We start from the raw sequence: 23,587 nt of genomic DNA on the forward strand, positions 1-23,587 counted from the left end.
ATTCTCCGGGAGTGGAGGTCGAGTCGTGAAGGCATTGCTGGGCACGCTGGCGGAGCTGCGGGGAGACCTCGAGACGACGGGCTCGGGGGGCGTGGCCCGCATCGGTGGAGCCCGCTCGGCCATCGAGTCCATGGCGGAGGGCGTCACCGCGCTCATCGCCTCGATTCGTCCCGATTTGGAGCCTCCGTTGATGGGGTTGCTCGCGCGCATCGATGCGTTCGACGCGAAGCTCGCGGCGACGAAGCAGCCGGAGGCGGAGCGGATGCGCGAGCAGCTGGCGCCGCTGCGCTCGCGGGTGGATGGCGCGTCCCAGTCGATGGCGTCGAGCCTCGCGAGCCTGGAGGGTGGGGCGGGGGGCTCGCTGACGTCCGCGAAGGATGGCGCGGCGACGTCGCTGGGCTCACTCGAGACGACGCTGTCCACGCAGGTGCAGTCGCTGACGGGGCAGGTGGAGGCGGTGGAGAAGGCCATCGTCCCCGCGCAGGCGCAGGTGGACTCGCTCATCAAGCAGGCCAACGAGGCGCTGGAGATGCTGGTCGCGGGGGCGTTGGCCTCGGTCGCGGCCATCCGTGAGCCGCTGAAGATGGCGGTGGACACGGCGATGAAGACGCTGGACGCCGTCGTCGAGAAGCTCGCCGCGCTCAAGGAGCAGGTGCTGGCGCTCTTCATGCCGCTGCCCGCGGTGCTGGAGCAACTCCAGACGCTGTATCAGACGCTCGTCGGTTCGCTGGAGGCGCTGCTCACCAAGGTGAACACGCTCCTGGACGCGATTCCCGCGGCGAATCTGCCCAAGCCCCTGGTGACGCCCGCGGTGCAGGCCATCCAGCAGGTGGTGACGCAAATCACCACGCAGCTGGGCACGTTCTCCTCGCAGATGACGACGCAGATGGGCACGCTCCAGGACCAGGTGCTCACCCAGGTGGACCAGGTGCGCACGCAGGCGCTCGCGCAGGTGGAGACGGTGCAGAAGCAGCTGGTCCAGCAGGTGGACACGCTCAAGCAGACCATCCTCCAGCAGGTGCAGCCCGTCAGTGCGCAGATGGACCAGGCTGTCGCGGCCGCTGTCACCCAGGTGGGCACGGCGAAGGACCAGGCCATCGCCCAGGTGACGACGGTGCAGGACCAGATGGCCGCGCGTGTGGACACGGTGAAGACGCAGGTGAAGTCCCAGCTGCCCACGTTGCAGGAGCAGGTGGACGCGGGCGCGAAGGCCGCGGAAGCGCAGGTGGAGACCGCGCGAGCCTCGGCCGAGGACCAGGTCGCCTCGACGCGCGCGACGCTGAAGTCCCAGGTCGATGCGACGACGAGCAGCGTGAACGCGGAGCTGGATGCGCTGGAGGCGCGGCCGATTCCGACGGCGTCCTCGGTGGAGCAGCAGCTGGCCGCGAGCGCTGCGGCCGCGCAGGCCAAGGTCGCGTCGGCGCGGTCGTCAGCCGAGGCCCAGGTCGAGTCCGCGAAGGCGCAGGCGTCGTCCGCGCAGGCGAAGGCGGAGGCCGAGGCCAAGGCCCAGGTCGAGTCCGCCCAGGCGAAGGCCGAAGCGGAGGCGCAGGCTCGCGCTCCCACGTCCGAGGCCGCGCTGAAGTCCGAGGCGGAGCGCCGCGCGGAGGCGGAGCTCGCGGCGCGGACGCCTGCTGTGCCCACCGGGAAGCGTCCCTCGAAGGCGTGAGCGTCACGTCCGAGGCCGCGCTGAAGTCCGAGGCGGAGCGCCGCGCGGAGGCGGAGCTCGCGGCGCGGACGCCTGCTGTGCCCACCGGGAAGCGTCCCTCGAAGGCGTGAGCGTCACGTCCGAGGCCGCGCTGAAGTCCGAGGCGGAGCGCCGCGCGGAGGCGGAGCTCGCTGCGCGGACGCCCGCTGTGTCCACCGGGAAGCGTCCCTCGAAGGCGTGAGCGTCACGTCCGAGGCCGCGCTGAAGTCCGAGGCGGAGCTCGCTGCGCGGACGCCCGCTGTGCCCACCGGCAAGCACCCCTCGAAGGCGTGAGCATCATCGGGTCGCCTGGGTTTTGCGGCTCAGCGCCCTCGGGTGTCCGCACCCGCCTCCGGTTGTTGTCGGAGCTGGCGGCGGAGTGTGCTCGTATGCGGGGGCGCGGCTGGGGCGCCCTCGTCGCGCCAGCCCGACCTCGCTGCCGCGCTCACCGTTGGTGGAGCCACCTTGGAGTCGCTCGGACCATGAAGTTCCTGCTCATCATCGTCGGCGCGCTGCTCGCGCTGGCGGCCCTCGTCTTCTACGGCTACGTGGTGCCCCTGGCGTGCGGGATGAACACGACCGGGTGCAGCCAGTCGTTCAGCTTCGTCGACAAGGAGTCCCTGGTGCTGTTCTGGCCCGCATTCCTTCTCGGCGTCGCGATGATGGGCTCCGGCCTCATGTGGCGCTCCAGGGCACGAGGGGCGTGAACCCTGGTAGACGCTCGACGATGAGGCCGCAGGCTGGACGCCGCCAGGCTACTTGCCGCCAGGGGCGGGGGCCTCGACCTTCGGCCCCTCGACCTTGGGGGGCTCGACCTTCGGCGGCTCGAACTTGGGTGGCTCCTCCTTCTTGGGCTCACCCTTGGGCTTCTTGCGCTTCGACGGAGCATCCGTGCGGATGCGGCTCTCCTCCAGCTCGATGTCCACGCGCCCCGGGATGGGCGAGTCGAGCAACACCTGCCACGCGCCGTCGGGCGTGGTGAACAGGAAGGAGATGGCCAGCGGCGACTCCTCCGGAATCTTCACGCGCGTCTGGGTCTTCTCCCCCGGGTAGATGACCAGCGTCTGCACCACCGAGTCATCCGGGTGCACCACCCGCTCCGCCACGTCGGCGTAGAACTCCGTCATGTACCGCTGCGAGTCCACCGCGCGCACCACCATGTGCAGCGGACGCCCCTGGTTCGTCCCCTGGGGCGAGTTCACGTGGATGGACAGGTGCGTCGGCGCGCACGCCACCGTGCCCAGGGCCAGCGCCAGCATCAACAGCCAGGGGGACCTCATCGCGTCACCTCCTGGAACAGCGTCCAGGGGCCGCCACGCATGCCGAAGCGCAAACGAATCTCCGAGTGTTGTGAACCATCCGGGCCCGGCAAGGGCCAGATGGCGTTCTGCTCGGCGTCGAATGTAGCGGCATCCAGGATGCGGAAGCAGTTCCACGACGAGCGCGAGAGCTCCGTCGAGCGGTAGCGCTTGGCCTCCCGGCCCGGCACGCGCAACTCGACGCCGACGGAGGCCGAGCGCGGCTCCCACCACGCCAGCGCGAAGTCCTGCCACGCGGGCGTCTGGTTGAAGCCGAACGCCGCCGCCTCGCCGCACTTCAGGAAGGACATGGTGACGAAGCCGTTCTCACCCGACGGCGGCAGCGGCAACGGGCGCACCTGGAGCTGCAGCGGCTGCGGCTTGCCCTCGTCGTTCCACAAGAGCTTCGCCAGCTTCGACAGCCGGCCGAGCATCACCAGCATGCGCGGCGGGACGGCGAGCTGCTGACGCAGCGGCCGGCGCAGCATCCACTCCGTGCCGCGCTCCTCCACCACCGGCGAGAGCACCTGCGCCACGAACTGCCAGAAGGCGCCGTCCTTGCGCTTGAGCACCTCCAGCTCCGTCGGGTCCAACTCCTGGCTCGCCTCCACCGCGAACGGGTAGCGACGCAGCAGCGGCGTGAGCAGCGTGCGGAAGCGCCACTCCCATTGCTCCTCCAGCACGCGCTCCAGCTCGGCCCGGCCCAGCTCACGCGTCATCAGGAAGGGCTCGCGGAAGGGCCGGCGCAGCTCGCCCAGGATGCCCTGCTTGTCCAGCCACTCGTCCACGCGGCGCAGGTACGAGCCCTCCTCGTCGAGCAACATGGACAGGCCCACGCGGCCCAGCGGCGTGAGCAGGTCCGTCAGCTGCCGTCCGCCATCCTCGTTCGACGCGGGCGTCTCCTCCGCGCCCGAACGCAGGGACGCGGGGACGATGGTGCGCGCGGCCCCGGCCGCCGGCGGCGCGCTGAAGCCCGACACCTCCGTGTGCAGCTGCGACACCAGCAGCAGGTACGCCGCGAGCTGCGCCGTCTGCCCGTCCTTGTCCGGCGTCATCAGCTGCACGATGGGCCGGAACAGCGACAGCTCCTGGCGCAGCGGCTCGTAGTACGGGCCCTCCATCGGGCCGATTCCCGCCCCCGTGGCCACCTCGCGCAGCATCGCCACCAGCTCGGAGGTCGGCTGCGTCACCGAGGACAGCTCCGAGGCCAGCGTCGTCGTCAGCGCCGTGAAGCGGTAGTCGCGGTACTTCACCAGCAGGTCCTGCCGGTAGCGCTGCCCGAAGTTGGCCACCTTCTTGAGCACGTAGCCCTGGCGCTGCGCGGCCTCCGCGCGCGACAGCTTCGAGTCCGCCATGCGCAGGGTGAACTCGTCCACCAGCGGCTTGATGTCCGTCTCGAAGCTCAGCCACTCCACGCCGCGGCGCGAGGGCAGGGCGTCCACCGCGCCCACGTCCATCGCGTCCTCCAGCGACAGCCCCATCCCGGCCTCGGCCGCGGACGCCACCGCGCCCGGAGGCAGCCCCAGCGAGGTACGGCTGAAGGGCCGCTGGCCCTGTTCAATCTGTCGCAGCAGCTTGTCCAGCAGCGAGCGCGACAGCTCCTTCGGGCGGAACTCGAAGGACTGCTGCATCACCCGCACCTCCAGGCGCGCGTCGCCGTTGGCCGGCACGAAGAGGCCCCCGGTGCGCGTGAGCAGCTCCGCGGTGGACATCTCCGACGCGGCCCTCAGGCCCGCGTCGATTTCGTCCTCCATGCGCAGCACCGCGGACAGCATCGGCTCGTGCTCGCGCAGCCAGTCGAGCGCGACGAGCGTGTTGTCCACGCCCTTGAGCGTGGCCTGGCTCTCCGGCGCGCCGGACGCATCCAGGAGCGCCAGCACCTTGTGCGCGGACGTGTACGCCATGCTCTGCGCCAGCGTCAGCCTCAGCCGCTGCCGCTCACTGGCCAGCGAGCGCCACCGCTCCAGGTCCATCTCCCGCGCGCTCAACACCAGCTGCAGCTTGATGAGGTGGTCGCGCCACGGCCCCAGGTAGCTCTCCTCGGACAGCCACTCGTAGGGCCAGCGCATCCACGGCACCTGGCCTTGCGTCTGCAGTCCCGTGCGCCAGGCCTGGTCGGTGGAGATGACGTAGTCGCCCACCACCTCCTCGCGCAGCCCCGTGGCCTCCATCCAGTCGCCGCCCTTCTCCGCGGCGCGTGTCCCCAACAGCCCCAGCGAGTCCGCCGCCCAGTTCCAGCGCTTGCGGTACTGCCCATCCAGGTACGACAGGACGAAGCGCCCCATGTCGTCGTTGCGCGACGCCCGCGCCACCGCCATCAGGTGCAGCATCTGCTCGGGACGACAGAGCGTCTCCCGCTCGCAGCGCTCCTCCGCGTGCGACGCCGTCCACAGCGAGCGGCTGCCCACCATCTCCGTCGGCGCGCAGCCCGGGATGAGGGGACCACAGCGCTGGCACTGCTCCTGGCAGGACTCCAACAGGGGCTTGAGATAGGACAGGCGCACCGTGTTGGACAGCTGCGCGCGCAGCACCTCCTTCTCGTCCTGGAAGCTGCTGCTCAAGAGCGGGAAGTAGCGCGCGGCCAGCAGCAGCGCGTCCATGGCCTGCATCGCGCCCTGGCCCTTGTCCACCACCACCTCGCCCGACGCCGTCAGGTGCTGCTGCCCCAGCCGCTGCACCGTGGACTCGAAGTCCTCCATGTGCCGCTGGGCCTCCGCCAGGCGGTTGTAGAAGTTCGCGTACGCCGCCACCACCGGCAGCACGCCCACCGCGAGCAACACCGCGCAGCGGGTCAGGTGCTTGCCCCGGTAGCGCGCGCGCAGCTCCACGTTGCGCTTCTCCGGAGCGATGGCGAGCACGCCCGCCGAGCGGGCCTCCGCCACCGGCGACGACACGTACACCCGCGTCAGCTCCGGGCGGTAGGACAGCGTGCCGCCCTCCACCAGCCCCGTCACGAACCGCGCGAGCGCCGCGAACGACTCACCCCCGCGCGCGTAGAACTCCTCCAGCCGCCCGAAGGCGTCCACCGACAGCGAGACCAGGCCCAGCGCGAAGTACTGCTCCAGCGGCTGCAGCCCCGCCGCCAGCCGGCCCTCCTCGCCCGCGGGCGGCACGTCCCAGTGCAGGGGGATGCCATGGCTGCGCAGCAACTGGGCGAAGTCGGAGAAGCCCACCATCGCGTCCATGTGCGTCAGACACAGGCGCGTCTCCACCGCGCCCCGGCTCGCCTCGGACAGCAGGTTGATCTTCCCGCGCACCAGCTGGATGACCCGGCGCACCTCGTCCGGCGGCGTCTCCGCCAGCCAGCGCGCGTCCAGCGCCACCACGACGCGCCCCTTCTGCCGACGGAAGCTCGCCTTCCACAGGCGGCTGAGCGCCTTGCGCGCCTCCTGCGAGTCGTCCTCCAGCAGCGCCGCGGACACCTCGTGGACCACCTTGTCCGGCCCCAGGAACATCTGGAGCAGCGGGTCCGAGGTGTAGCTGGGCATGAACTGCCGCTCCTGCCGCCGCCAGTCCACCTCCAGGTCGATGAGCGTCGTCTTGCCCGCGCCCGCCGGCCCGAGCACCACCACCGTGGGGAAGTCCAGCACCGCCACCCGGTAGCGGATGGGCAGCGCGCTCAGGAACTGGTTGCGGATGCGCACGAGCGCGCTGGTGTCCAGCTTCTTGCGCGTCTCCACCATCGGCGCCACCCGCCGCTTGCGCCACCACCACACCAGCCCGACGACGAGCGCCAAGGCGAGCAGCACCCCGAGCCCTATCAATATCCACGTCAGATAGGGTCGCGCCGCATCCGCTGTCGTCGCCGCCGCGCTCGCGGCCGCGGCAACGGGGTTCTTCTCGCCCGCCATGGCTCTAGTCCCTCTTCCCGCCCGCTTGCGTGCGGACCGCGAGCTGGAGGCCTTCCATCACGTCCTCCAGTCGCTCGAGTACGGCTTCCAGTTGCACACCCCATGCCTCCCGCTCCTTGGGTGACAACCGTTTGCCTCCGGGGCCGGGTTCCAGGGCCTTGGCCCCCTCCCGGAGCACGTCCACGAGGGGCGCTGTCCCCTCGGAGAGGCTCCCCAGGGACGAGGAGAGGGCCTTCTGGAGCCGCTCCACCAGCTCGGCCACGTTCTGACGGGACGCACTCGCGTCCTTCCGGACGCCGGGGGGAGTCGTCACGCGGGCCTCAGTTGGACAGGTGCCAGAGCACCACCGGCACCGCGATGATGATGGACACCGTCACGGCGTAGTAGCGCCAGGGGAAGTCGTACAGGGTGGGAGGAGGGGGCGCCGCCTCGGTCTGCACCTCGCCCATCTGCGTCTCCGGGCGGGGGATGCGGGCCGCCAGCTGCTCGCGGTAGTCGCGCAGCCGCGCCGGGTGGCCCACGTGCCGGCCGATGAAGCCCGCCGTGAGGCAGAAGTGCAGCATCTCGAAGAGCAGCGGCGCCGTGTCCGGGCGCCTCAGGGCGGTGTCCGCCAGCTCGAAGAAGAGGTCGCCGCCCGCGTCCACGCCGAACGCGCGCAGCTGCAACAGCGGCCAGTGCTGCGCGTCCTCGTTGGACAGGCGGGCGAGCACCTTCTCGTCGACCAGGAAGGCGAAGGGCTGGAGCACCTTCTCCACGTCGTCGGAGCGCAGGTCCTGCTCCAGCACCGCGCGCAGGGTGTCCAGCTCGGCCATCAGCGTGCGGGACATCGCGTCCAGGGCGCCCTCGGACAGGTGCTCGCGCAAGGAGGGGTCCAGGTTCACCGTGCCCAGCTCCCGCTCGAGCAGCTCCTCCACGTGGCGGTAGGCCAGGAGGATGGCTTTCCAGTGCGGCATCTTCATCAGGAGGCTCCAGGAAGGGCGAGGGGACCTTGACCGGCGATGGTCGCCTTCAACTCCACCGTCGCCTCGTGGTTCCACGCATCCAGCAAATCTCGGACCCGCGTCAGGAACGTCACCACCAGCGGCTCGAAGCCCTCCTCGAAGGGCTCCAGCACCACCTCGTAGATGTTCCGCAGCCCGGAGCCCTTCATCGCGCTGTCGGGCACCCGCGACACGCTCATCTCGCGCAGGAGCGGCAGACACCGGCGGAAGGGACCCTCGGAGGGCGTGCCCAGGTGCTGGAGCACCGAGCGCAGCTCGTCCAGCCCCATCGTGGCCTGCGCCTTCCAGGCGAGCAGCTGGGTGAGCGCCGTCAAATCATCCCGCAGCGGGCTCTCGCGGTCCGGCTGGAGCTGGCCGACCAGCCGCCACTCCAGGCCCTCGATGTGGCGCGCCGGCACGCTCACCGACATCCGCCCCGACGCCTCCGAGGCGAAGCGCGGCTGGTGCCACAGCGCCTCCACCACCAGCTTGCGCGGCGTGGTGAAGGCCTCCGGCATGCGCAGCACCAGGTGCGGGGAGGGGCCGTTCTCCGACGGCACCTCCTCCACCTCGTAGCCGGGGCCGGTGCCGGGCAGGTGCGCGGGCCTCAGCGGCGCGAGCCCCGTCTTGGTCATCTCGAACACGCCCGTCACCGAGTGCAGCGCCAACTCCCGCCCCGCGCTCATGTTGCGGATGGGGTGCTCGGAGCGGGTGCCGTCCGTGGTGATGACCTGTGCGGGCTCCGCGCGCAGGTTCTCCACCGGCACCGCGAAGGGCACCAGGAAGTCCGGCCGGTGGGAGCGGCCCACCGTCCATGCCTGCGCCAGGTCGAAGCACAGGCTGAAGCGCCGCCACCCGCCACGCGACGGCGGCACCGCGACGTGGAGGAAGAGCTCCGTCTCCGGGAAGAGGAAGAACGAGCGCAGCCGCTGCAGCGGATGGGCGAAGGTCTCCGAGTCGTCCGGCGCCGGCGGCTCCCGGTCGAACGACACCTCGCACCGCTCACCCGTGACGTGCTCGTCGGCGGGCGGCCCGTACACCACGCTGACCTCGCGCAGGTGCTGGCGCAGCGCGTGGAACACCGCCAGGGACGGCAGGTACTCGTCCAGGTGGCGCACGTGCAGGCTCATCGTGCCGATGGCGTCCGCGCGCTCGTGCCGCGACTCGAAGTGGAGCATCAGCCGGTGGCCACCCTTCACCAGCGGGCGCACCTCGGTGGACTCCAGGGTGATGGGCAGCACGCGCAAATCCCGCTGGAGGCGGAAGGTGCCGGGCTCTCCCTCGGCGGGTGACAGCCGCAGCTCGGTGCCGCGCGGCAGGAGCACCGCTTCCCCCATCTTCCCCATGGGCTGCGCCTGCACCACCGCGCGCGTGGGCAGGGGCTCCAGCAGGAAGTCGAAGAAGCCGGCGAACAGCCGGCGCCACGTGGAGCGCAGGTTGTGCAGCGTCGCGTGGCGCGTCTGCACGGAGAAGAACGCCATCGCCTCGATGAGGCGGCGCACGTCCGGGTCCTCCCGCTCCAGGGGGGCGGCGGGGTAGCGCTCGTGGAAGCGTTGGCGGAAGCGCTCGAGGGAGGCCATCTCCTCGAGGAAGTCCTGGTGCAGCCGGTCCTTCGGGCGGGTCATCTTGAATGACTCCTTACCCCAACTTCACGAGCGCGCCCGAGACGCTGGTGATACCGGATGCCTTGAGGTTGGCCATTCCCTGGGCTTCCAGGTCCAGCGCGGCTTGCCCGGCCACCTTGACATTGAGCCCTGTCACCTGCGTGTCCGTCTTGCCCGCGGCCTTCAGCGTCAGGCCTTCAATCTTGGCCTCGCCGCCGGTGGCCTCCATGGAAGCAGTCAGGCCCTTGAGCGCCAGCGCTTGGGTGGCCTCCACGTTGACCTTCGCCGAGGAGCTGATGCTCGCGTCCTGGGTGGCCGTCTGCGTGAGCTTCGCCTGGGTGGTGAGGCTCATGTCCTTCGTGCTCGTCACCTTGAGCGTGTCCTGGCTCGTCCACTCCGACGTGCCCTTGGACAGGAGCGTTATCGTCTGGGCGTCGACCTTGAAGTCCTTGACGGTGACGACGATGCTGTCGGCCTTCTGCACGACGGTGCTGGTGTCGCTCGGCCCGGCGACCTTCAGGGTGATGGCGGTGCCGTCCATCGTCACGGTCTGGACGATGTTCGCGTCGGCATTGTCCACCGTGACGGTGATGCCCTTCACTTTGTCCAGCTCGATGGTGCAGACCAGCGTTCCCATGGCTCCTTCACGCCTCCAGCCGCCTTAAGCGGGCTCTTCCTTCACGCGGATGACCAGCGTCCCCTCCTTGATTTCGATGCGGGCCGTGTCCTTGGCGTTCGTCCTCTGCAAGAGGAAGACCGGCTTGCCGTCCACGTAGGAGTGCTTCATGGACGTGCCGTTCTCCGGCGTCTTGCCCACCAGGAGGTGTGTCCCCTGGCCGTCCGCGGGCATGCGCCCCGTGTCGCGCCAGTCCAGGAAGCGCTTGAGCCACGCCTTCTGGAAGTCCAGCCCCACCAGCACGCGCTCACCCTTGTAGGCCGGGAAGTAGAAGTGGCCGGGCAGCAGGTTCGGGTTGAAGGGCAGGGTGACGATTTGATTCGCCCAGAGGGGAATCTTCACCTTGTACCCGTCCTGCGACGTCTTGGCGTCGGTGTAGGCCTGCCACGTCTCGTGGGGCTCGTCCCCCATCTCGCTGACGATGAGGCCCTCCACGTACCGGGGCCAGGTGGGCGGCAGGTAGGGCGGCAGGTCCACCCACTTCTCCGCCTGGGGCTCCAGCAGCGTGGCCATCTGGAAGTCGAAGCCCCCGTTCTTCGCCAGGTGCTCCGCGTCCGGGGTGGACGCGAGCGCGTCCCCTCGCAACGCCAGGGAGCGCACCCGGAACGTCTCGCCGCCGGACAGCCCCGCCGCGGCCCACGCCTCCGTGGTGGGCAGCTTGACGAGCGAGCCGGGGACCAGGGCGGTGGCGGGGAAGCGCTTCCAGCCGAGCTCCACCTCCTTGCCCCGCACCTTGAGCCGGGAGGTCTCCAGCGTCACCCGCGCGTCCACCTCGTTGGTGATGGGCGTGCGCAGCAGCACGTCGTGGCGGATGCCGGTGACGGCGCTCTTCTGGTTGATGGGACGGGTGGCGGGGCCCTCGGCCACCGCGTTGAGCACCGTCACCTCGTGGCGCGGGACCTCCGGGAAGCGCACGCTCACCGAGTCCACGTCCGGGCCCCACAGCTTCACGGGCGCGCCGTCCGCGGCCTTCGCGGCGGACAGCTTGTACTTCGCCGTCGTGTAGTCGTACGCGAGCACGCCGTCGCGCGTGTCCACGTACCAGAGGAAGAAGTCGTAGAAGCTGGCGCCGTGCTCGGGCGTCAGGCCCAGGAACAGCTGCGGGCACGTGGCGTCCAGCCCCGCGCTCCAGTCGTGCACGAGCGGGATGTGCGTGCCCTTGTGCGCGTCCAGCACGTCCTTCATCGTCTTCTGCGTGTAGAGCACACAGGGGAAGTGCTGGCTCCACAGGAGCGCGGCCGCGTCCTGGAAACTCACCTCGTAGCGCCGGTGCAATAGCGGGGCGCCGGGACGGGGCACGCCGGGCACCTCCACCAGCGAGCGCTCCGACACCAGGCCCTTCACCTTCAGCGACGTGAGCGCGGGCTGGGGCGCGGCGTCGGTGTGCACCGCCGTCAGCTCGAGCTGGACCTCCATCAGGTCCTGCTCCAGGAACGCCTTCTTGAGCGTGTCCTTCTCCAGGCCGCCCGCGGCCTTGTTGTCCGCGAGGTCGAAGGCCACGCGGCCCTCGAAGCCGAACGAGCGCAAGCTCAGCGCGAAGGACTTCACGTCCCCCGGAGGGATGACGTGCGCGGTGCCGCCGGCGGTGAGCGTGACGGCGACCTTCAGCCGGTCCGCGAAACCCTGGCCCTTCATGGCTCCTCCTCCACGCGGACGTGGCCGCTGAGCGTGTCGAAGCGCAGGCGCAGCTTGCGGCGCTCCTGTCCCACCGTGCCGACCAGGCCGAAGTGCAGCCACAGCCCCGCGTCGCGCCCGCGCATCGTCAGCTCCACGTTCGACAGGCGCGGCTCGTGGCGGGAGATCTCCTCGGTCAGCTCGCGGGTGAGCGTCTCCACCAGCTCCCGCGTGCCGTACTTCTCCGTGTACTCACCCAGGCCGAAGTCGCGGCGGAAGAAGCCGTAGCCCTCCTTGGTGTTGAGCACGGCCTCCAGGTTGCGCACCACGTGCTCCAGCTCGCTGTGGCCCTTCTTGCCGGACGCGCGCCCGGAGTCGGCGCGGGTGGCGAACTTGTCGAGGAAGGAGGCTCGGCCCATGTCACGCCCTGCGCCAGAAGAGGGACACCTGGGCTCCCTGCAACGCCGGGGTGGCGTAGAAGGCCAGGCCATTCTCGCGCAGCGCGAACTGCCACTCCTCGCCCTGCACGAGCTGGTACCAGTCTATCTCGGGTCCCAGCGCATGCGGGAACGAGGGGTGCGGGACGTGGTGGTAGGGGATGCCCTTGAGGGCCATGCGCCGCACCGTGGCCAGGCGCGAGGGCCCCGCGAGCTTCACCCCGTCCACCACCAGGGGCTCTCCGGCCCGCTTGCGCTGCACCAGCATGTACAGCTCGCCGCTCTCCAGCACCTCGGGCGGCAGCGGCGAGAAGATGAACTGCCCGTCGCGGGCGGTGAACGAGCGGTGCGTGGCGCGCGTGGACTCCGGCTGGAGCGCGCGCGTGAGCAGCTCCACCCAGCGGATGAGGCCCTTGCCCGGGCTGTCGTGCTGATACGTGGGCAGGTCCGTGTCCGGCATCATCTCCAGGTAGCAGCAGGACTCGAAGTACAGGTCCCGCAGCGCGTCGAAGAAGTCGTACGGGTGGGGTGAGACGTGGCGACTCATGTCGCCGCGAAGCGCTTGCAGCCGCTGCACCTCGCACAGCGCGCGGCGGGCATTGGTGAGCCGGTCCGAGCGCAGGTAGCTGTCGGACAGGCGCGCGATGAGCTGCAGCCGCGCCTGCTCCAACAGGTCATCGAGCCTGACGAGCAGGGCCGAGAGGAACGGGTGGGGACCGACGAGCAGCAGCGGAGGCACCAGGTCCTCCGTCAGTCCCCACACGCCCTCGGTGTCCCGCTGGAACACGGCCAGGGGCAGCGTGTCGATGGCCCCGTCCAGCACCGGCTCCGCGGACAGGCGCAGCCGACGCATGACCCGCTCCAACACCGGCGAGTCCTCCGCGTACAGCCGCACCCCCGCGGCGCCCTGGCTGCCCCCCAGCACGTGCAGGTAGACGGTGGCCTCGGCGCGGCCGGTCCCCTCGAGCGAGAAGGGCGGCAGCACCGCGTTGCCCGGCACATCCACCACGAAGCCGGCGGGGGTCACCGCCGTCAACGTGGCAATGGACAGGCTCCCACCGGCCAGCAGTGGCTCGCTCCAGGCCATGGCCGCCACGCCGTGACTCGGCGTACCGGATAGCGAAGCCTGGAGGCGGACCTGGGCCTCCAGTGATTCTTCCTGGGCCTCGAAGTGCTCCGGCAGCAGCGTCTGACCGACGTGCCACCGGACCCGGGCGAGCTTGAAGGGGGGCATGGGGCTCTCTTACCGCAGGACGACTAGGCCGTCTCCGTGACGCCCCACTTCTTCACGATGTTCTTCGAGGACGCCGCCGCGACGTTGATGGACTGCTCCAGCGTCTTGGGCTTCACGCCAATCTGGAACGTGAAGTTCTTGGGCGACTGCACCTCACGCGACTCGTTCTCGGCCACCGCGATGTTCAGCGCGTCGCCGTTCTTCTCGAGCAGGCCGTTGAGGTCCGCGTCCACGAAGTTGGACTTGAAGTACTTCTTCGCGAGCGGGTCGTACTCGTAGATGACGTACTTCACGACCACTTCGATGTTGGAGAAGCTGCCCAGCAGCATCTCGGAGATCTTCTGCTTGTTGGCGGTGGAGATCTGCCCGGAGAAATACAGCGCGTCGGTGACGCCCGTCTCCCACAGGTAGTTGTTGAGCACCGCCACGGCCTTGGAGGCCAGGGCCTTGTCCGGCTGCTCCGGGTCCTTCAGCGTCTCCTGGTCCGCCACCAGCGCTTCTCCGCCGATGGTGATGGACAGGATGTAGCCGACGGGGGACTGCTTGTCCTTCTTGAAGTTGTAGCCCTGGTACACATCCAGGTCTCGGGCGAACTGAGGCATGACTCACTCCTGCATTGGATTGGGTGGGACTGCTTGGTGGGGGTGCAGCGGGGGGACTTCAGCCGAGCCGGGACTCCAGCATGAGCTCCACGTTGAGGCCCTCGAACTGGATGTGCGGCAGCACGGCGACCTTGCAGTCGTACCAGCCGATCTCTCCCGTGCGCTGCTCCACCATCACGTTGGTGGCCTTGAACGGGAAGCGGCGCACCGTCATGTCGTCGGGGCTGGCCACCGTGGTGACGTAGCCGGCGAGCCACGCGTCGATCTGCCGCTGGATGTAGGGCGCATCGGCCGTGGAGCCGATGTTGTCGCGCATGATGCACTTCACGTAGTGCGCCAGGCGGGTGATGGAGAACGTGTACGCCATGTTCGTGACGAGCTGCGAGTTCTCCGAGTCCTTCGGGTCCTTGAACCGCTTGGAGACCTTGGCGGACTGGGTGCTGAAGAACGTCGCCTCGCTCGTGCCCTTGCGGTAGACGAGCGGCATGAAGCCGCACCGCGCGAACTCGAACTCGCGGTAGTCCGGGATGGCGATCTCCACCGGGGCCTTGAGCTCCTCCTGGCCGCGCAGGAAGAACGTGTCCACGGGCAGGCCGGTGATGAGGCCGCCGCCCTTGGGGCCGCGGATGGACTGGCACCAGCCGGAGTTCTCGAACGCCTTCACCATGTTGCGGGCGAAGAGGACGGACGAGTTGCCCCACAGGTACTTGCTGGAGTCGCCCTGCGCGTTCTCCGTGAAGTGGAGGTCGTCGCACGGGTTCTTGTCCGGATGCCAGGGCAGGCGCAGCACGTAGCGCGGGAAGGTCAGGCCCAGGTACGCGGCCTCCTCGCTGTCGCGCAGCTCGTTCCACTTGCCGTAGCGCGGGTGGGCGAGCGCGCCCTCCAGGTCCTTGATGGCCTCCATCTCCTCGACCTTCTCGCAGCCGAAGAACTTGGGGCTGACGGCGGCGACGAAGGGGCAGTGGGCGGCGTTGGCCACCTTGCCCATCGCGCGCAGCCACTTGATGTCGCCGGGCGAGGAGGAGAACTCGTACAGGCCCACCATGGCGCCGAACGGACGGCCGCCGTACTGGTCGTACTCCTGGATGTAGACCTTGTCGAACAGCGCCCCGGCGAACACGTCCGCGGAGTTGTTCTCGAAGTCCTGACCCAGCTCGTCGCGGGCCGCGTCCAGCAGGTCGATGGCGATGTTCGCCTTGAAGTTGGTGTTGGCGACCAGGTCATCCAGACCGCGCCACGCCGACTCCATCTGCTGGAAGCGCTCGTGGTGGAGGATCTCGTTCATCTGGTCGTCGATCATCGAGTCGATGCGGCTGACGACGTCGAGCACCTTGCCCTTGTCGAAGCGGAGCGCGTCACCGGCATCCGTCTCCGCGGGCGTGACGTTCTGCACCAGCGCGGCGAGCGCGGACATGAAGCGCGCCTCGATGGTGACTTCCTTCTCGTCCAGCGTGGGGACGAACTTCTCGGAGATCATCGGCTTGGCGTCCGTGGGACGCTCCAGCCGCACGCTCTTGAACAACCCAGGCAGATATGAGGTTTCAGCCATGACGGTTACCTTGAGATGGAAAAGGAGTGGTTGAGGAAGCGGGCCCTTACGCCTTCACGGTGGCGGGCTCGGAGACGGTGGCCGGCTTGGTGGCGGCGGCGCCATTGGCGGCGGGCGTCGCGTCGGAGGTGAGCGCGGGCTTGCCCGGCAGACGCAGCGACTCGTACTCCTTGAGCTCGGCGAGCACGGCCTTGAGCGCGTCCTTGTTGGAGAACAGCTCGTAGACCATGCTGCGCAGCGCCTTCTGGTTGTCGATGCTCGACTGCATCTCCAGGAGCAGCTTCTTGAGCAGCCGCAGCGCCTTGAGCTTCGGGACGTGGTTGACGATCTCGTCCGGGTGGAAGGACTTCATCCGGTCGATGGGCAGGTCGACGTTCAGGTCGGCCTCCACGTCCGGGTTGATGCGGTTGGGGACCTGGAAGCTGACGGACATCTTCATGTCCTTCATCAGCTCGTCGATGTTCTTGCCATTGACGGAGCGCAGCTTGCGCGCCTCGAGGTCCACCTTCCGGTCCTCGGAAGAACCGAGCGAGAAGTCACCCAGCATCAGGAGACGCAGGGGCAGGTTCACCGTCTCCTGCTCGCCGTTGATGGTGGTGCGGTACGTGAGCGTGATTCGTGACTTGGGCAACTGATCCTGGATAGACATGGCTACGATACTCCCTCGGTTTGAAGGCCTTTCTTGCCCGGCGACGTGCCGGGGTACTGCACGTCACTGCGGGGGTGAAGCTCTTGCGGCGGTGTCGCCGGAGAACAGGACGACCTGCTGGTCATTCTCGGGGCCGCCGATGATGGGCTCGTAGCCGAGGTAGCTGGAGTCCTCGACGCGGGCGTGGCCGTGCTGGTCCCGGATGACCAGCGCGACGGTGAGGAACACGGGCGTGTCCGCCAGGTGCGGCAGCACGCGCGAGCGCAGGCGGCGGCGCGCCTCCACGGCCCAGGCGGCGCCGGTGCCGCAGAAGGACTCGTTGACGTAGAGCCACGCCTCCAGGCCGCCGGTGGGCACGGTGGCGAAGCCGCCCATCGAGGTGCCGTCGCCCAGGGCCGCGCCGCCCAGGCGGATGCCGCGCGTGTCGATGCGCTGGCGGCGGGTGGCGCGGCGCACGCGGACCTCGGCCTCTGGATACGCCTGGGAGAACAGCCAGTGCAGCGTGGACGGACAGCCGGGGCGCAAGAGGCGCAGGCGGTGCGCGGCGGCGGACTCCCAGCCGGGCAGGAGCGCCTCGTCGCGCTCGGGGAACAGGCCGGCGAAGCGCGCCCTGAGCAGCAGGTGGTCGAAGTAGCCCAGGAAGCTCTCCATGGCGTCGTGCTCCAGCGACTCCATGGCCTTCAGGAAGAAGGAGGGCAGGGGCGACTGGACGCTGAGCAGTCCCAGGTTGACGGTGATGATGGCGCGGCGCGGGTTGCGCGCGAAGTCGATGGACTGGATGAGCCGGGGCGCGTGCACGGTGCCGCGGTGGCTCTTGAGCTCCACGTCGTCGGGGCCGTAGCCCTCCTTGGTGAGCAGCTCCAGCAGGGCCGGCATGTCGAACGAGCCGGCGTGCTCGCGGATGCGCTCCTCGACGGGGGCGAGGCGGACGGGGGACTGGGGCGTGGTCTGCTGCATGATGTCAGTCCTCCTCTCGGCCGCCGGGCGGCTGCTGCGCGATGAACGCGTCCAGGTCGACGCGGTACAGCTGCTCGAGCGCTCGCATCGGCAGCGAGTCAGCCTCTTGCAGGAAGGGTTCCAGGTGGTGGGCGTGGCTGCTCAGGCCCGCGAAGAAGCTCGTGAAGAGCGACGGCAGGAACACGCGCGGGTCGAACCGCTCCACCGTGGCCATGACGTCGGAGGCCACCACGCCCGCCTTGGGCAGCTCGCCCTTGTCCAGCAGGAGGGTGAAGGCCTCCAGCTTGCGGATGAGCAGCGCGAGCTGCGGGGAGATGGGCACCCCCGGCGCGGGAGGCGGCGCGGGCGCGGGCGGCGGCGAGACGACGGGCTGCGCGGCGGCCACGGGCGTGGGCGTGGGCGCGGGCTGCGCGGCGGCGGCCACGGGCTCCGGAGCGGGCGGGGGCACGAGCGCGACGGGGGCGGGTTGGGGCAGGGCCTCGAGGTGACGGCGCAGCCAGTGCGTCAGGTTGCGGAAGGGCTCCTCGCAGCCGTTCTTGGGCAGCGTGACGGGGATGGCGGCGAGGATGGGCTCGCCCAGCGACAGGGCCTCCTCGAGCGGCGCGCGGATGTCGGCCTCGCACCAGCGGCGCCACGTGGCGTCCTGCTTCTTCTCGTGGTGGGCCAGGTGCTTGTTGATGGAGCGCAGGAGCCAGCGCAGGCCGCTCTCGAGGAAGATGTCGCGCTTGGCCTCCGGGCCGAACGCGGGGAGGCTGTCGGTGAGCAGGTGGTGGATGGAGCGGAACATCCCCGGCATCGCCAAAAGGCCGCGCTCCTGGAACCCGCCGAAGAGGTAGACGCCGACGAGCCGCGTGTCGCGCTGGCCCTCGCGCAGCAGCGTCTCCGCGCCGCGAGCGGCCTGGGCGTACTCGCCGCCGGCGACCGCCTCCGTGACGGCCTCGACGCGGGCGTCGGGCTCGCCGTCCGGCGTGGGCGCGGGAGGAGCGCCCTCGAGGAGCTTCTCGAGGAGGGTGCCGTCGAAGGGCGGCAAGCTGAGGGCCGCGTCAGCCATCGATGACCTTCACCTGTCCGGGGGAGACGACCTGGATGACGCCGCCGTAGGAGCACATCAGCTTCGAGTTGCTCTCCAGCGCGGGCGCGTTGCCGAGCATCAGCTTGGGACAGCCGGGCACCCACGGCGCCGCGGTGGCGGGGATGCAGGGCATGGGGGTGAGCACGCCCAGGGCCGCCGCCGTCGCCGCCGCCACCGTGGGGTTGGCCAGCGACTGGCACATCCCGAAGGGCAGGATGTTCACCATGGGCTTGCTGTCGAGGATGTTGGCCGCGGGCGTCGTGCTGACCACCTTGTTGGTGGGTAGCACCACCAGTGACGAGGGGGCGACGCCGAAGCTGCATTGCAGCATCGCTCCCATGACGACCTGGGCACCCATGGTCCACCTCGCGGCGTCCCGGGCTCCGGGATGGAGCGCCTGACGCGGAGCCAGCCCATTGCGCGAGTCGTGCCAGCCAGTGGACAGCCGCGCTCCCCTCTGGGGACTCCGGGGCGGGGGCGGGGCGCGTTGGCGGTACGCGTTGTCGACGAACGCGGGCGCGTCCGGCGCGTACGCGTGGATTACCGCGAGCCTGTACGCTCGTCCTCTCCTGGGGCCCGGACGCTCTCACGCAGCCGGCCGCGCAGCGCGGTGAGGGCCTGGAACAGGGGATCCGTGGACTTCTGGTGGAGCGCGCCGAGCAGGTACTGGGCGCGGCACCACGCCTCGTCGATGCGCCCCTCCTTCGTCCGGTGGGGGAGCAAGGGGAAGAGCTCCACCCGGTCCGGGAGGTGCTCCGCGCCCAGGCGCAGCTCCAGCCTGCGTCTCACCTCGACGCGGCGCGCGTCCTGCTCCCGGGCGAAGGTCTCCGCGTCCTCCGCGCCGGTGAAGAGGATCAGGACATGGGGTGCGTGACGCGAGGTGCCCGCGGAGGCGGCGGGGGTGACGGACGCGCCGTGGCAGAAGGGCAGGTCGGCGAGCGCCTCGATGACCTCGGCGGCGGGGTAGACGCGGCCCTCGCGGCGCGTGTCGCGGGTGCCGGAGAAGAGGTACTGCTCGCGCTGGCGGGTGAGCAGGACGAAGGGTGGGGGGCGGCCCTTGTCCGGCATCGGCGTGAAGAGGCCCACGTCCCCGGCCGCCTCCTGGCCGCTCAGGTTGAGGTCCTTGAAGGCCCAGGCGCGGCCCGGCGCGGGGGCCAGGGCGGTGTGGAGCTCGCCGGTGTGACGGCGGGACGCGAGCGCCGTGCCGCCCTCGGCCGCGTCGATGAGCACGTGGGTGTGGGGCACGTTGGCCACGTCGCACTGGCGCATCCAGTCGCGCCACGACTCCCAGTCGAGCGCGTCATCGGCGGAGCGGAACCAGTGGGCCACGCCGCGCAAGGCCCCCTTGTTGGCGCGGACCAGCGCCTCGCGCAGCGCGGGGGAGACGCCGAGCGAGCGCAGGGGCAGCTCCGTGAGCCGCGCGGGCGCGCGCTCCACCTCGGCGGGCTCCAGGTGGACGTAGGTGGCGCCGCGCAGCAGCGCGGCGAAGAGGAGCGCGGGCTGGTGCTGGAGGAAGTGGAAGCCGGGCGCGGCGAAGGCCTCTCCGGCTCCCAGGCCGTAGGTGAGCATCCCGTCGACGAGCGCGCCGTTCCATGCCCGCTCGGCCGTGAGGGGGACGGGCGTGTCCGGCGGGTCGACGAGCGGGGAGAACAGCAGGGCCACGGTGTCGCCGGGCTTGTACGTGTGCGAGGTGAAGGCGGGCGCGGCGTCACCCTTGGAGCGCAGGAGGAGCGCCTCATGGCCCTTGATGAGCGGGGCCTGGTGGGCCTCCGCGGAGATGTGGGCGGGCTCCAGGCGCGCCAGCCGGCGGGCCAGGAAGTGCGTCCCGGTGGGCGGCAGCACGGTGATGCACGCGCCCAGCTTCAGCGAGGCCAGCAGCGACACGAGCAGCTCCGCCCCCAGCGGGTGCACCAGCGCGACCTTGGCGCCCGCCTTGACGCCCTGGGCGGCCCACTCGGTGGCGCGGCGCGAGGCGCGGTCCGCCAGCTCCCGATAGCCGAGCGACTGCCAACGGGCGCCGTCCCAGGCTCGCAGGGCGGGCGCGGTGGAGTCCGCGTGACGGACGACCAGGTCGTGGAAGAAGTCGTGGTGCTGGCCCGGGCGGCTCTTGGGCGCGGTCCCCCCTCGGCTGGCGTGGTGGGCGGAGAGCGTGGCGATGAAGCCCGGCGCGTCGCTCCAACTGTCCCGCAGCCACGCCGGGAGCCCTCCGTCGTTGGTCGTGGCTTCCGTCTGGCGGAGGATTTCCCGGAGGTCGAAGGGCATGGTGGCGTTCTCGGGGTGAGTCTACGCGACGCGGCGGACGTGTGGGCCACCCGTAGGCAAGACTCGGGCCGTCGGTGACACGCCCGGCCGCTCCGACGGAGCCCGTGGACGCGAGGTGGGGTGGGGCTCGGGGGTATCCACTAGGGCGGGGGCAATGGCTTGCATTGCCAACAGTCGTGACGCGGTCGAGCTTGACTGGAATTGCCAACAAGCTTGCGTGGCTGGGATTGAATCGGATGGAGCGGATGGGCTTTGCTGGCCCGCATGATCATCGCCATCCCCCGTGAAACGGTGCCGGGCGAACGGCGGGTCGCGCTCGTGGCGGAGAGCGTGAAACGCCTCGTCGGCAGGAAGCACGAAGTGGTGGTCGAGAGCGGCGCGGGCCTGGGCGCGGAGTGCTCCGACGAGGAGCTCCACGCGGCGGGCGCGCGCATCGAACCGAGCACCGACGCGCTGTATGCGAAAGCGGAGGTGCTGCTGAAGATTCAGCCTCCGGATGACGCGGAGGTGGAGCGGCTGCGGCCGGACTCGGTGCTGGTGAGCCTGGCCTATCCGCTGGCGAAGCCCGCTCTGGCCAGGGCGCTGGCGAAGCGGAGGGTGACGCTGCTGGCGGCGGACATGGTGCCGCGCACCACGCTGGCGCAGATGATGGATGTGCTCAGCTCGCAGGCGACCATCGCGGGGTACCGCGCGGTGGTGCTCGCGTCGGAGGCGCTGCCCCGGCTGTTCCCCATGTTGATGACCGCCGCGGGCACCATTCCTCCGGCGAAGGTGCTGGTGCTGGGGGCGGGCGTCGCGGGCTTGCAGGCCATCGCCACAGCGCGTCGGCTGGGGGCGGTGGTGGAGGCGTACGACGTGCGCAAGGTGGTGAAGGAGCAGGTGGAGAGCCTGGGCGCGCGCTTCGTGAACATCGACATCGAGGACGCGGCGGGCTCGGGTGGCTACGCGAAGGAGCTGGGCGAGGAGGCCAGGCGCAAGCAGGCGGAGGTGCTCGCCCAGCACGTGGCCAAATCGGACGCGGTCATCACCACGGCGCAGATTCCCGGGCGGCGCGCGCCGGTGTTGCTGCCCGCGGACATGGTGCGGCGGATGAAGAGCGGCTCGGTGGTGGTGGACATCGCCGCGGAGCAGGGCGGCAACTGCGAGCTGACGCGGGTGGGGGAGCGCTACCGCACGGACTTCGGTGTCACCATCGTCGGTGAGCGGAATCTGCCCAGCCAGCTCTCCGTGCACGCCAGCGCCATGTACTCGCGCAACATGGAGAAGCTGCTCGCGCACGTCACCGACAAGGACAACGTGCTGAAGCTGGATGTCTCGGATGAAATCGTGAAGGGCATGCTCATCACCCGCGGCGGCGAGGTGGTCCACCCCGCCGTGGCGGATGTGGCGATGAGGGAGGGCTGACATGTCATTGACGCTGATTTTCGGCCTGTATGTCTTCTTCCTGGCGGCCTTCACGGGCTACCAGGTCATCTCCAAGGTCCCGCATCTGCTCCACACGCCGCTGATGGCCTTCACCAACGCCATCTCTGGCATCTCCCTGGTGGGCTCGCTGCTGGCGGCCGGCGGGCACTACGGCACGGTGTCCACGGTGCTCGGCGCGGTGGCGGTGCTGGCGGCCACCATCAACGTGGTCGGCGGCTTCCTCATCACCGACCGCATGCTGCGCATGTTCAAGAAGAAGGGCGGCGCGCGATGACGGCGACCCTCTCGCTCACGGAGACGTTCGTCCAGCTGTTGTACCTGGTCGCCTCCATCCTCTTCGTGCTCGGCCTGAAGGATTTGGGCGACGCGCAGACGGCCCGGCGGGGGGTGCTGCTCGCGGAGCTGGGCATGGTGGCCGCGGTGGCCGGCACGCTGCTGTATGGCGTGGGCGTGACGCACGTCATCGTGCGCTGGGAATGGATTGTCGTGGCGCTGCTCATCGGCTCGGCGGTGGGCACGGGCATGGGCCTGTGGATTCCGATGACGAAGATGCCCGAGCGCATCGCGCTCTCGCATGCCTTCGGTGGGCTCGCGGTGGGACTCGTCGGCGTCGTCGAGTACCTCCAGCACGGCGGCCCCCAGATGACCACGCTCCAGATCTCGGCCACGGGCCTGGAGGTGGCGCTCGGCGCGTTGACCTTCACGGGGAGCTTGATGGCGTTCGGCAAGCTGCAGGGCTTCATCACCGGACGGCCCGTCACCTATCCGGGGCAGAACCTCACCAACATGCTGATGATCGTCGGCACGCTGGGGCTGATTGGCCTGCTCGTGTATTCGCCGGGCTCGGCGTGGGCCTTCTACCTGGTGGCCGCCTTGGGGGTGCTCCTGGGCGTGCTGCTGGTGCTGCCCATCGGCGGCGCGGACATGCCGGTGGTCATCTGCTTGCTCAACTCGTACGCGGGCCTCGCGGCGGCGGCCACGGGCTTCGCGCTGGGCAACAACGTGCTCATCATCTGCGGCGCGCTGGATGGCTTCTCCGGCTTCCTCTTGGGCATGATGATGTCCAAGGCGATGAACCGCTCGTTCTCCAACGTGCTCTTCGGCGCGTTCGGCGCGGTGCCGGAGGCCAAGGCCGTCACGGAGGGAGCCCAGCCCTCGGGGCCCGCGCCCAACGTGGGCAGCGTGGAGGAGGCCGCCGAGGTGCTGCGCGCCGCGCGCTCCGTCATCGTCGTGCCGGGCTATGGCATGGCCGTGTCGCAGGCGCAGCACGCGGTGCGGGACCTGGCCAACGTGCTCCAGGCCAACGGCTGTGACGTGCGCTACGCCATCCACCCGGTGGCGGGCCGCATGCCGGGCCACATGAACGTGCTGCTCGCGGAAGCCAACGTGCCGTACGACCACCTGTTCGACCTGGACGTCATCAACGACGACTTCACCGCCACGGACGTCGCGCTGGTGGTGGGGGCCAACGACGTCGTCAACCCGGCCGCGCGCAGCAACCAGAGCAGCCCCATCTACGGCATGCCCATCCTCTCCGCGGACCTGGCGAAGACGTGTGTCGTGCTCAAGCGCTCGCTCAACGCGGGCTTCGCCGGCATCGAGAACGAGCTCTTCGTGCGCTCCAACACGATGATGGTGCTGGGGGACGCGAAGAAGACGCTGATGCAGTTCACCTCCGCGCTCAAGGAGTAGC

General features: G+C 69.9%; 21 protein-coding genes. 5 read left to right on the plus strand and 16 right to left on the minus strand.

The genetic code is table 11. The features are described 5' to 3' along the window. Positions 1-25 precede the first annotated feature (25 nt). A complete protein-coding gene (locus LXT21_RS18995; RefSeq protein WP_254039546.1) occupies positions 26-1,666 on the plus strand; it encodes a YhgE/Pip domain-containing protein in 1,641 nt (546 codons plus the stop codon). Positions 1,667-2,166: 500 nt separating this feature from the next. After that, positions 2,167-2,391, plus strand: coding sequence for a hypothetical protein (locus LXT21_RS19000; RefSeq protein ID WP_254039547.1), 225 nt, complete (start codon positions 2,167-2,169; stop codon positions 2,389-2,391). 48 nt (positions 2,392-2,439) lie between these two features. Here LXT21_RS19000 and LXT21_RS19005 read toward each other — a convergent pair whose 3' ends face one another. The 16 genes from LXT21_RS19005 to LXT21_RS19080 form a co-directional block, all read right to left on the minus strand. Further along, complete coding sequence (locus LXT21_RS19005; RefSeq protein ID WP_254039548.1) at positions 2,440-2,964, minus strand: hypothetical protein; 525 nt, start codon at positions 2,962-2,964, stop codon at positions 2,440-2,442. Continuing rightward, positions 2,961-6,833, minus strand: a complete 3,873-nt coding sequence (locus LXT21_RS19010; protein ID WP_254039549.1) for a type VI secretion system membrane subunit TssM — start codon at positions 6,831-6,833, stop codon at positions 2,961-2,963. The genes LXT21_RS19005 and LXT21_RS19010 overlap by 4 nt, the downstream gene beginning before the upstream one ends. A 4-nt stretch (positions 6,834-6,837) precedes the next feature. Beyond that, positions 6,838-7,146, minus strand: a complete 309-nt coding sequence (locus LXT21_RS19015; protein WP_254039550.1) for a hypothetical protein — start codon at positions 7,144-7,146, stop codon at positions 6,838-6,840. 7 nt (positions 7,147-7,153) lie between these two features. Continuing rightward, complete coding sequence (locus tag LXT21_RS19020; RefSeq protein ID WP_254039551.1) at positions 7,154-7,792, minus strand: DotU family type IV/VI secretion system protein; 639 nt, start codon at positions 7,790-7,792, stop codon at positions 7,154-7,156. Next, on the minus strand, positions 7,792-9,438 hold the full coding sequence (locus LXT21_RS19025) for a type VI secretion system baseplate subunit TssF (protein WP_254039552.1): 1,647 nt from the start codon (positions 9,436-9,438) through the stop codon (positions 7,792-7,794). The genes LXT21_RS19020 and LXT21_RS19025 overlap by 1 nt, the downstream gene beginning before the upstream one ends. A 13-nt stretch (positions 9,439-9,451) precedes the next feature. Next, positions 9,452-10,054, minus strand: a complete 603-nt coding sequence (locus tag LXT21_RS19030) for a hypothetical protein (protein ID WP_046713003.1) — start codon at positions 10,052-10,054, stop codon at positions 9,452-9,454. 24 nt (positions 10,055-10,078) lie between these two features. Further along, complete coding sequence (locus tag LXT21_RS19035; protein WP_254039553.1) at positions 10,079-11,728, minus strand: hypothetical protein; 1,650 nt, start codon at positions 11,726-11,728, stop codon at positions 10,079-10,081. Beyond that, positions 11,725-12,126: a type VI secretion system baseplate subunit TssE gene (tssE, locus tag LXT21_RS19040; RefSeq protein WP_254039554.1), complete on the minus strand. Its 402-nt coding sequence runs from the start codon at positions 12,124-12,126 to the stop codon at positions 11,725-11,727. Before tssE ends, LXT21_RS19035 begins: the two co-directional genes overlap by 4 nt. Before the next feature lies 1 nt (position 12,127). Beyond that, a complete protein-coding gene (gene tssK, locus LXT21_RS19045; RefSeq protein ID WP_254039555.1) occupies positions 12,128-13,378 on the minus strand; it encodes a type VI secretion system baseplate subunit TssK in 1,251 nt (416 codons plus the stop codon). 23 nt (positions 13,379-13,401) lie between these two features. Next, complete coding sequence (locus LXT21_RS19050; RefSeq protein WP_254039556.1) at positions 13,402-13,980, minus strand: hypothetical protein; 579 nt, start codon at positions 13,978-13,980, stop codon at positions 13,402-13,404. A 58-nt stretch (positions 13,981-14,038) separates the two neighbouring features. Beyond that, positions 14,039-15,529, minus strand: coding sequence for a type VI secretion system contractile sheath large subunit (tssC, locus tag LXT21_RS19055; RefSeq protein WP_254039557.1), 1,491 nt, complete (start codon positions 15,527-15,529; stop codon positions 14,039-14,041). A gap of 46 nt (positions 15,530-15,575) precedes the next feature. Beyond that, a complete protein-coding gene (gene tssB / locus LXT21_RS19060; RefSeq protein ID WP_254039558.1) occupies positions 15,576-16,178 on the minus strand; it encodes a type VI secretion system contractile sheath small subunit in 603 nt (200 codons plus the stop codon). A gap of 63 nt (positions 16,179-16,241) precedes the next feature. After that, complete coding sequence (locus LXT21_RS19065) at positions 16,242-17,135, minus strand: type VI secretion system baseplate subunit TssG (RefSeq protein ID WP_254039559.1); 894 nt, start codon at positions 17,133-17,135, stop codon at positions 16,242-16,244. 4 nt (positions 17,136-17,139) lie between these two features. Beyond that, complete coding sequence (locus LXT21_RS19070; protein WP_254039560.1) at positions 17,140-18,186, minus strand: type VI secretion system protein IglI family protein; 1,047 nt, start codon at positions 18,184-18,186, stop codon at positions 17,140-17,142. Further along, complete coding sequence (locus LXT21_RS19075; RefSeq protein ID WP_254039561.1) at positions 18,179-18,565, minus strand: DUF4280 domain-containing protein; 387 nt, start codon at positions 18,563-18,565, stop codon at positions 18,179-18,181. Before LXT21_RS19075 ends, LXT21_RS19070 begins: the two co-directional genes overlap by 8 nt. Positions 18,566-18,747: 182 nt before the next feature. Further along, positions 18,748-20,469 carry an AMP-binding protein gene (locus tag LXT21_RS19080; RefSeq protein WP_254039562.1) on the minus strand — a complete coding sequence of 574 codons (1,722 nt, stop codon included), beginning with the start codon at positions 20,467-20,469 and terminating at the stop codon, positions 18,748-18,750. Positions 20,470-20,733: 264 nt separating this feature from the next. Here LXT21_RS19080 and LXT21_RS19085 point away from each other — a divergent pair, with 264 nt between their 5' ends. The 3 genes from LXT21_RS19085 to LXT21_RS19095 are packed head-to-tail and all read left to right on the plus strand — an operon-like array spanning position 20,734 to position 23,586. Continuing rightward, positions 20,734-21,873 carry a Re/Si-specific NAD(P)(+) transhydrogenase subunit alpha gene (locus LXT21_RS19085; protein WP_254039670.1) on the plus strand — a complete coding sequence of 380 codons (1,140 nt, stop codon included), beginning with the start codon at positions 20,734-20,736 and terminating at the stop codon, positions 21,871-21,873. 1 nt (position 21,874) lies between these two features. Next, positions 21,875-22,168, plus strand: a complete 294-nt coding sequence (locus tag LXT21_RS19090; protein ID WP_046713014.1) for an NAD(P) transhydrogenase subunit alpha — start codon at positions 21,875-21,877, stop codon at positions 22,166-22,168. Continuing rightward, entirely contained in the window at positions 22,165-23,586 is a 1,422-nt protein-coding gene (locus LXT21_RS19095; RefSeq protein WP_254039563.1) for an NAD(P)(+) transhydrogenase (Re/Si-specific) subunit beta, read from the plus strand. Before LXT21_RS19090 ends, LXT21_RS19095 begins: the two co-directional genes overlap by 4 nt. The last annotated feature ends 1 nt before the right edge of the window (position 23,587 follow it).

Source organism: Myxococcus guangdongensis (genome assembly GCF_024198255.1).
GTDB classification, from domain to species: Bacteria; Myxococcota; Myxococcia; order Myxococcales; family Myxococcaceae; genus Myxococcus; species Myxococcus guangdongensis.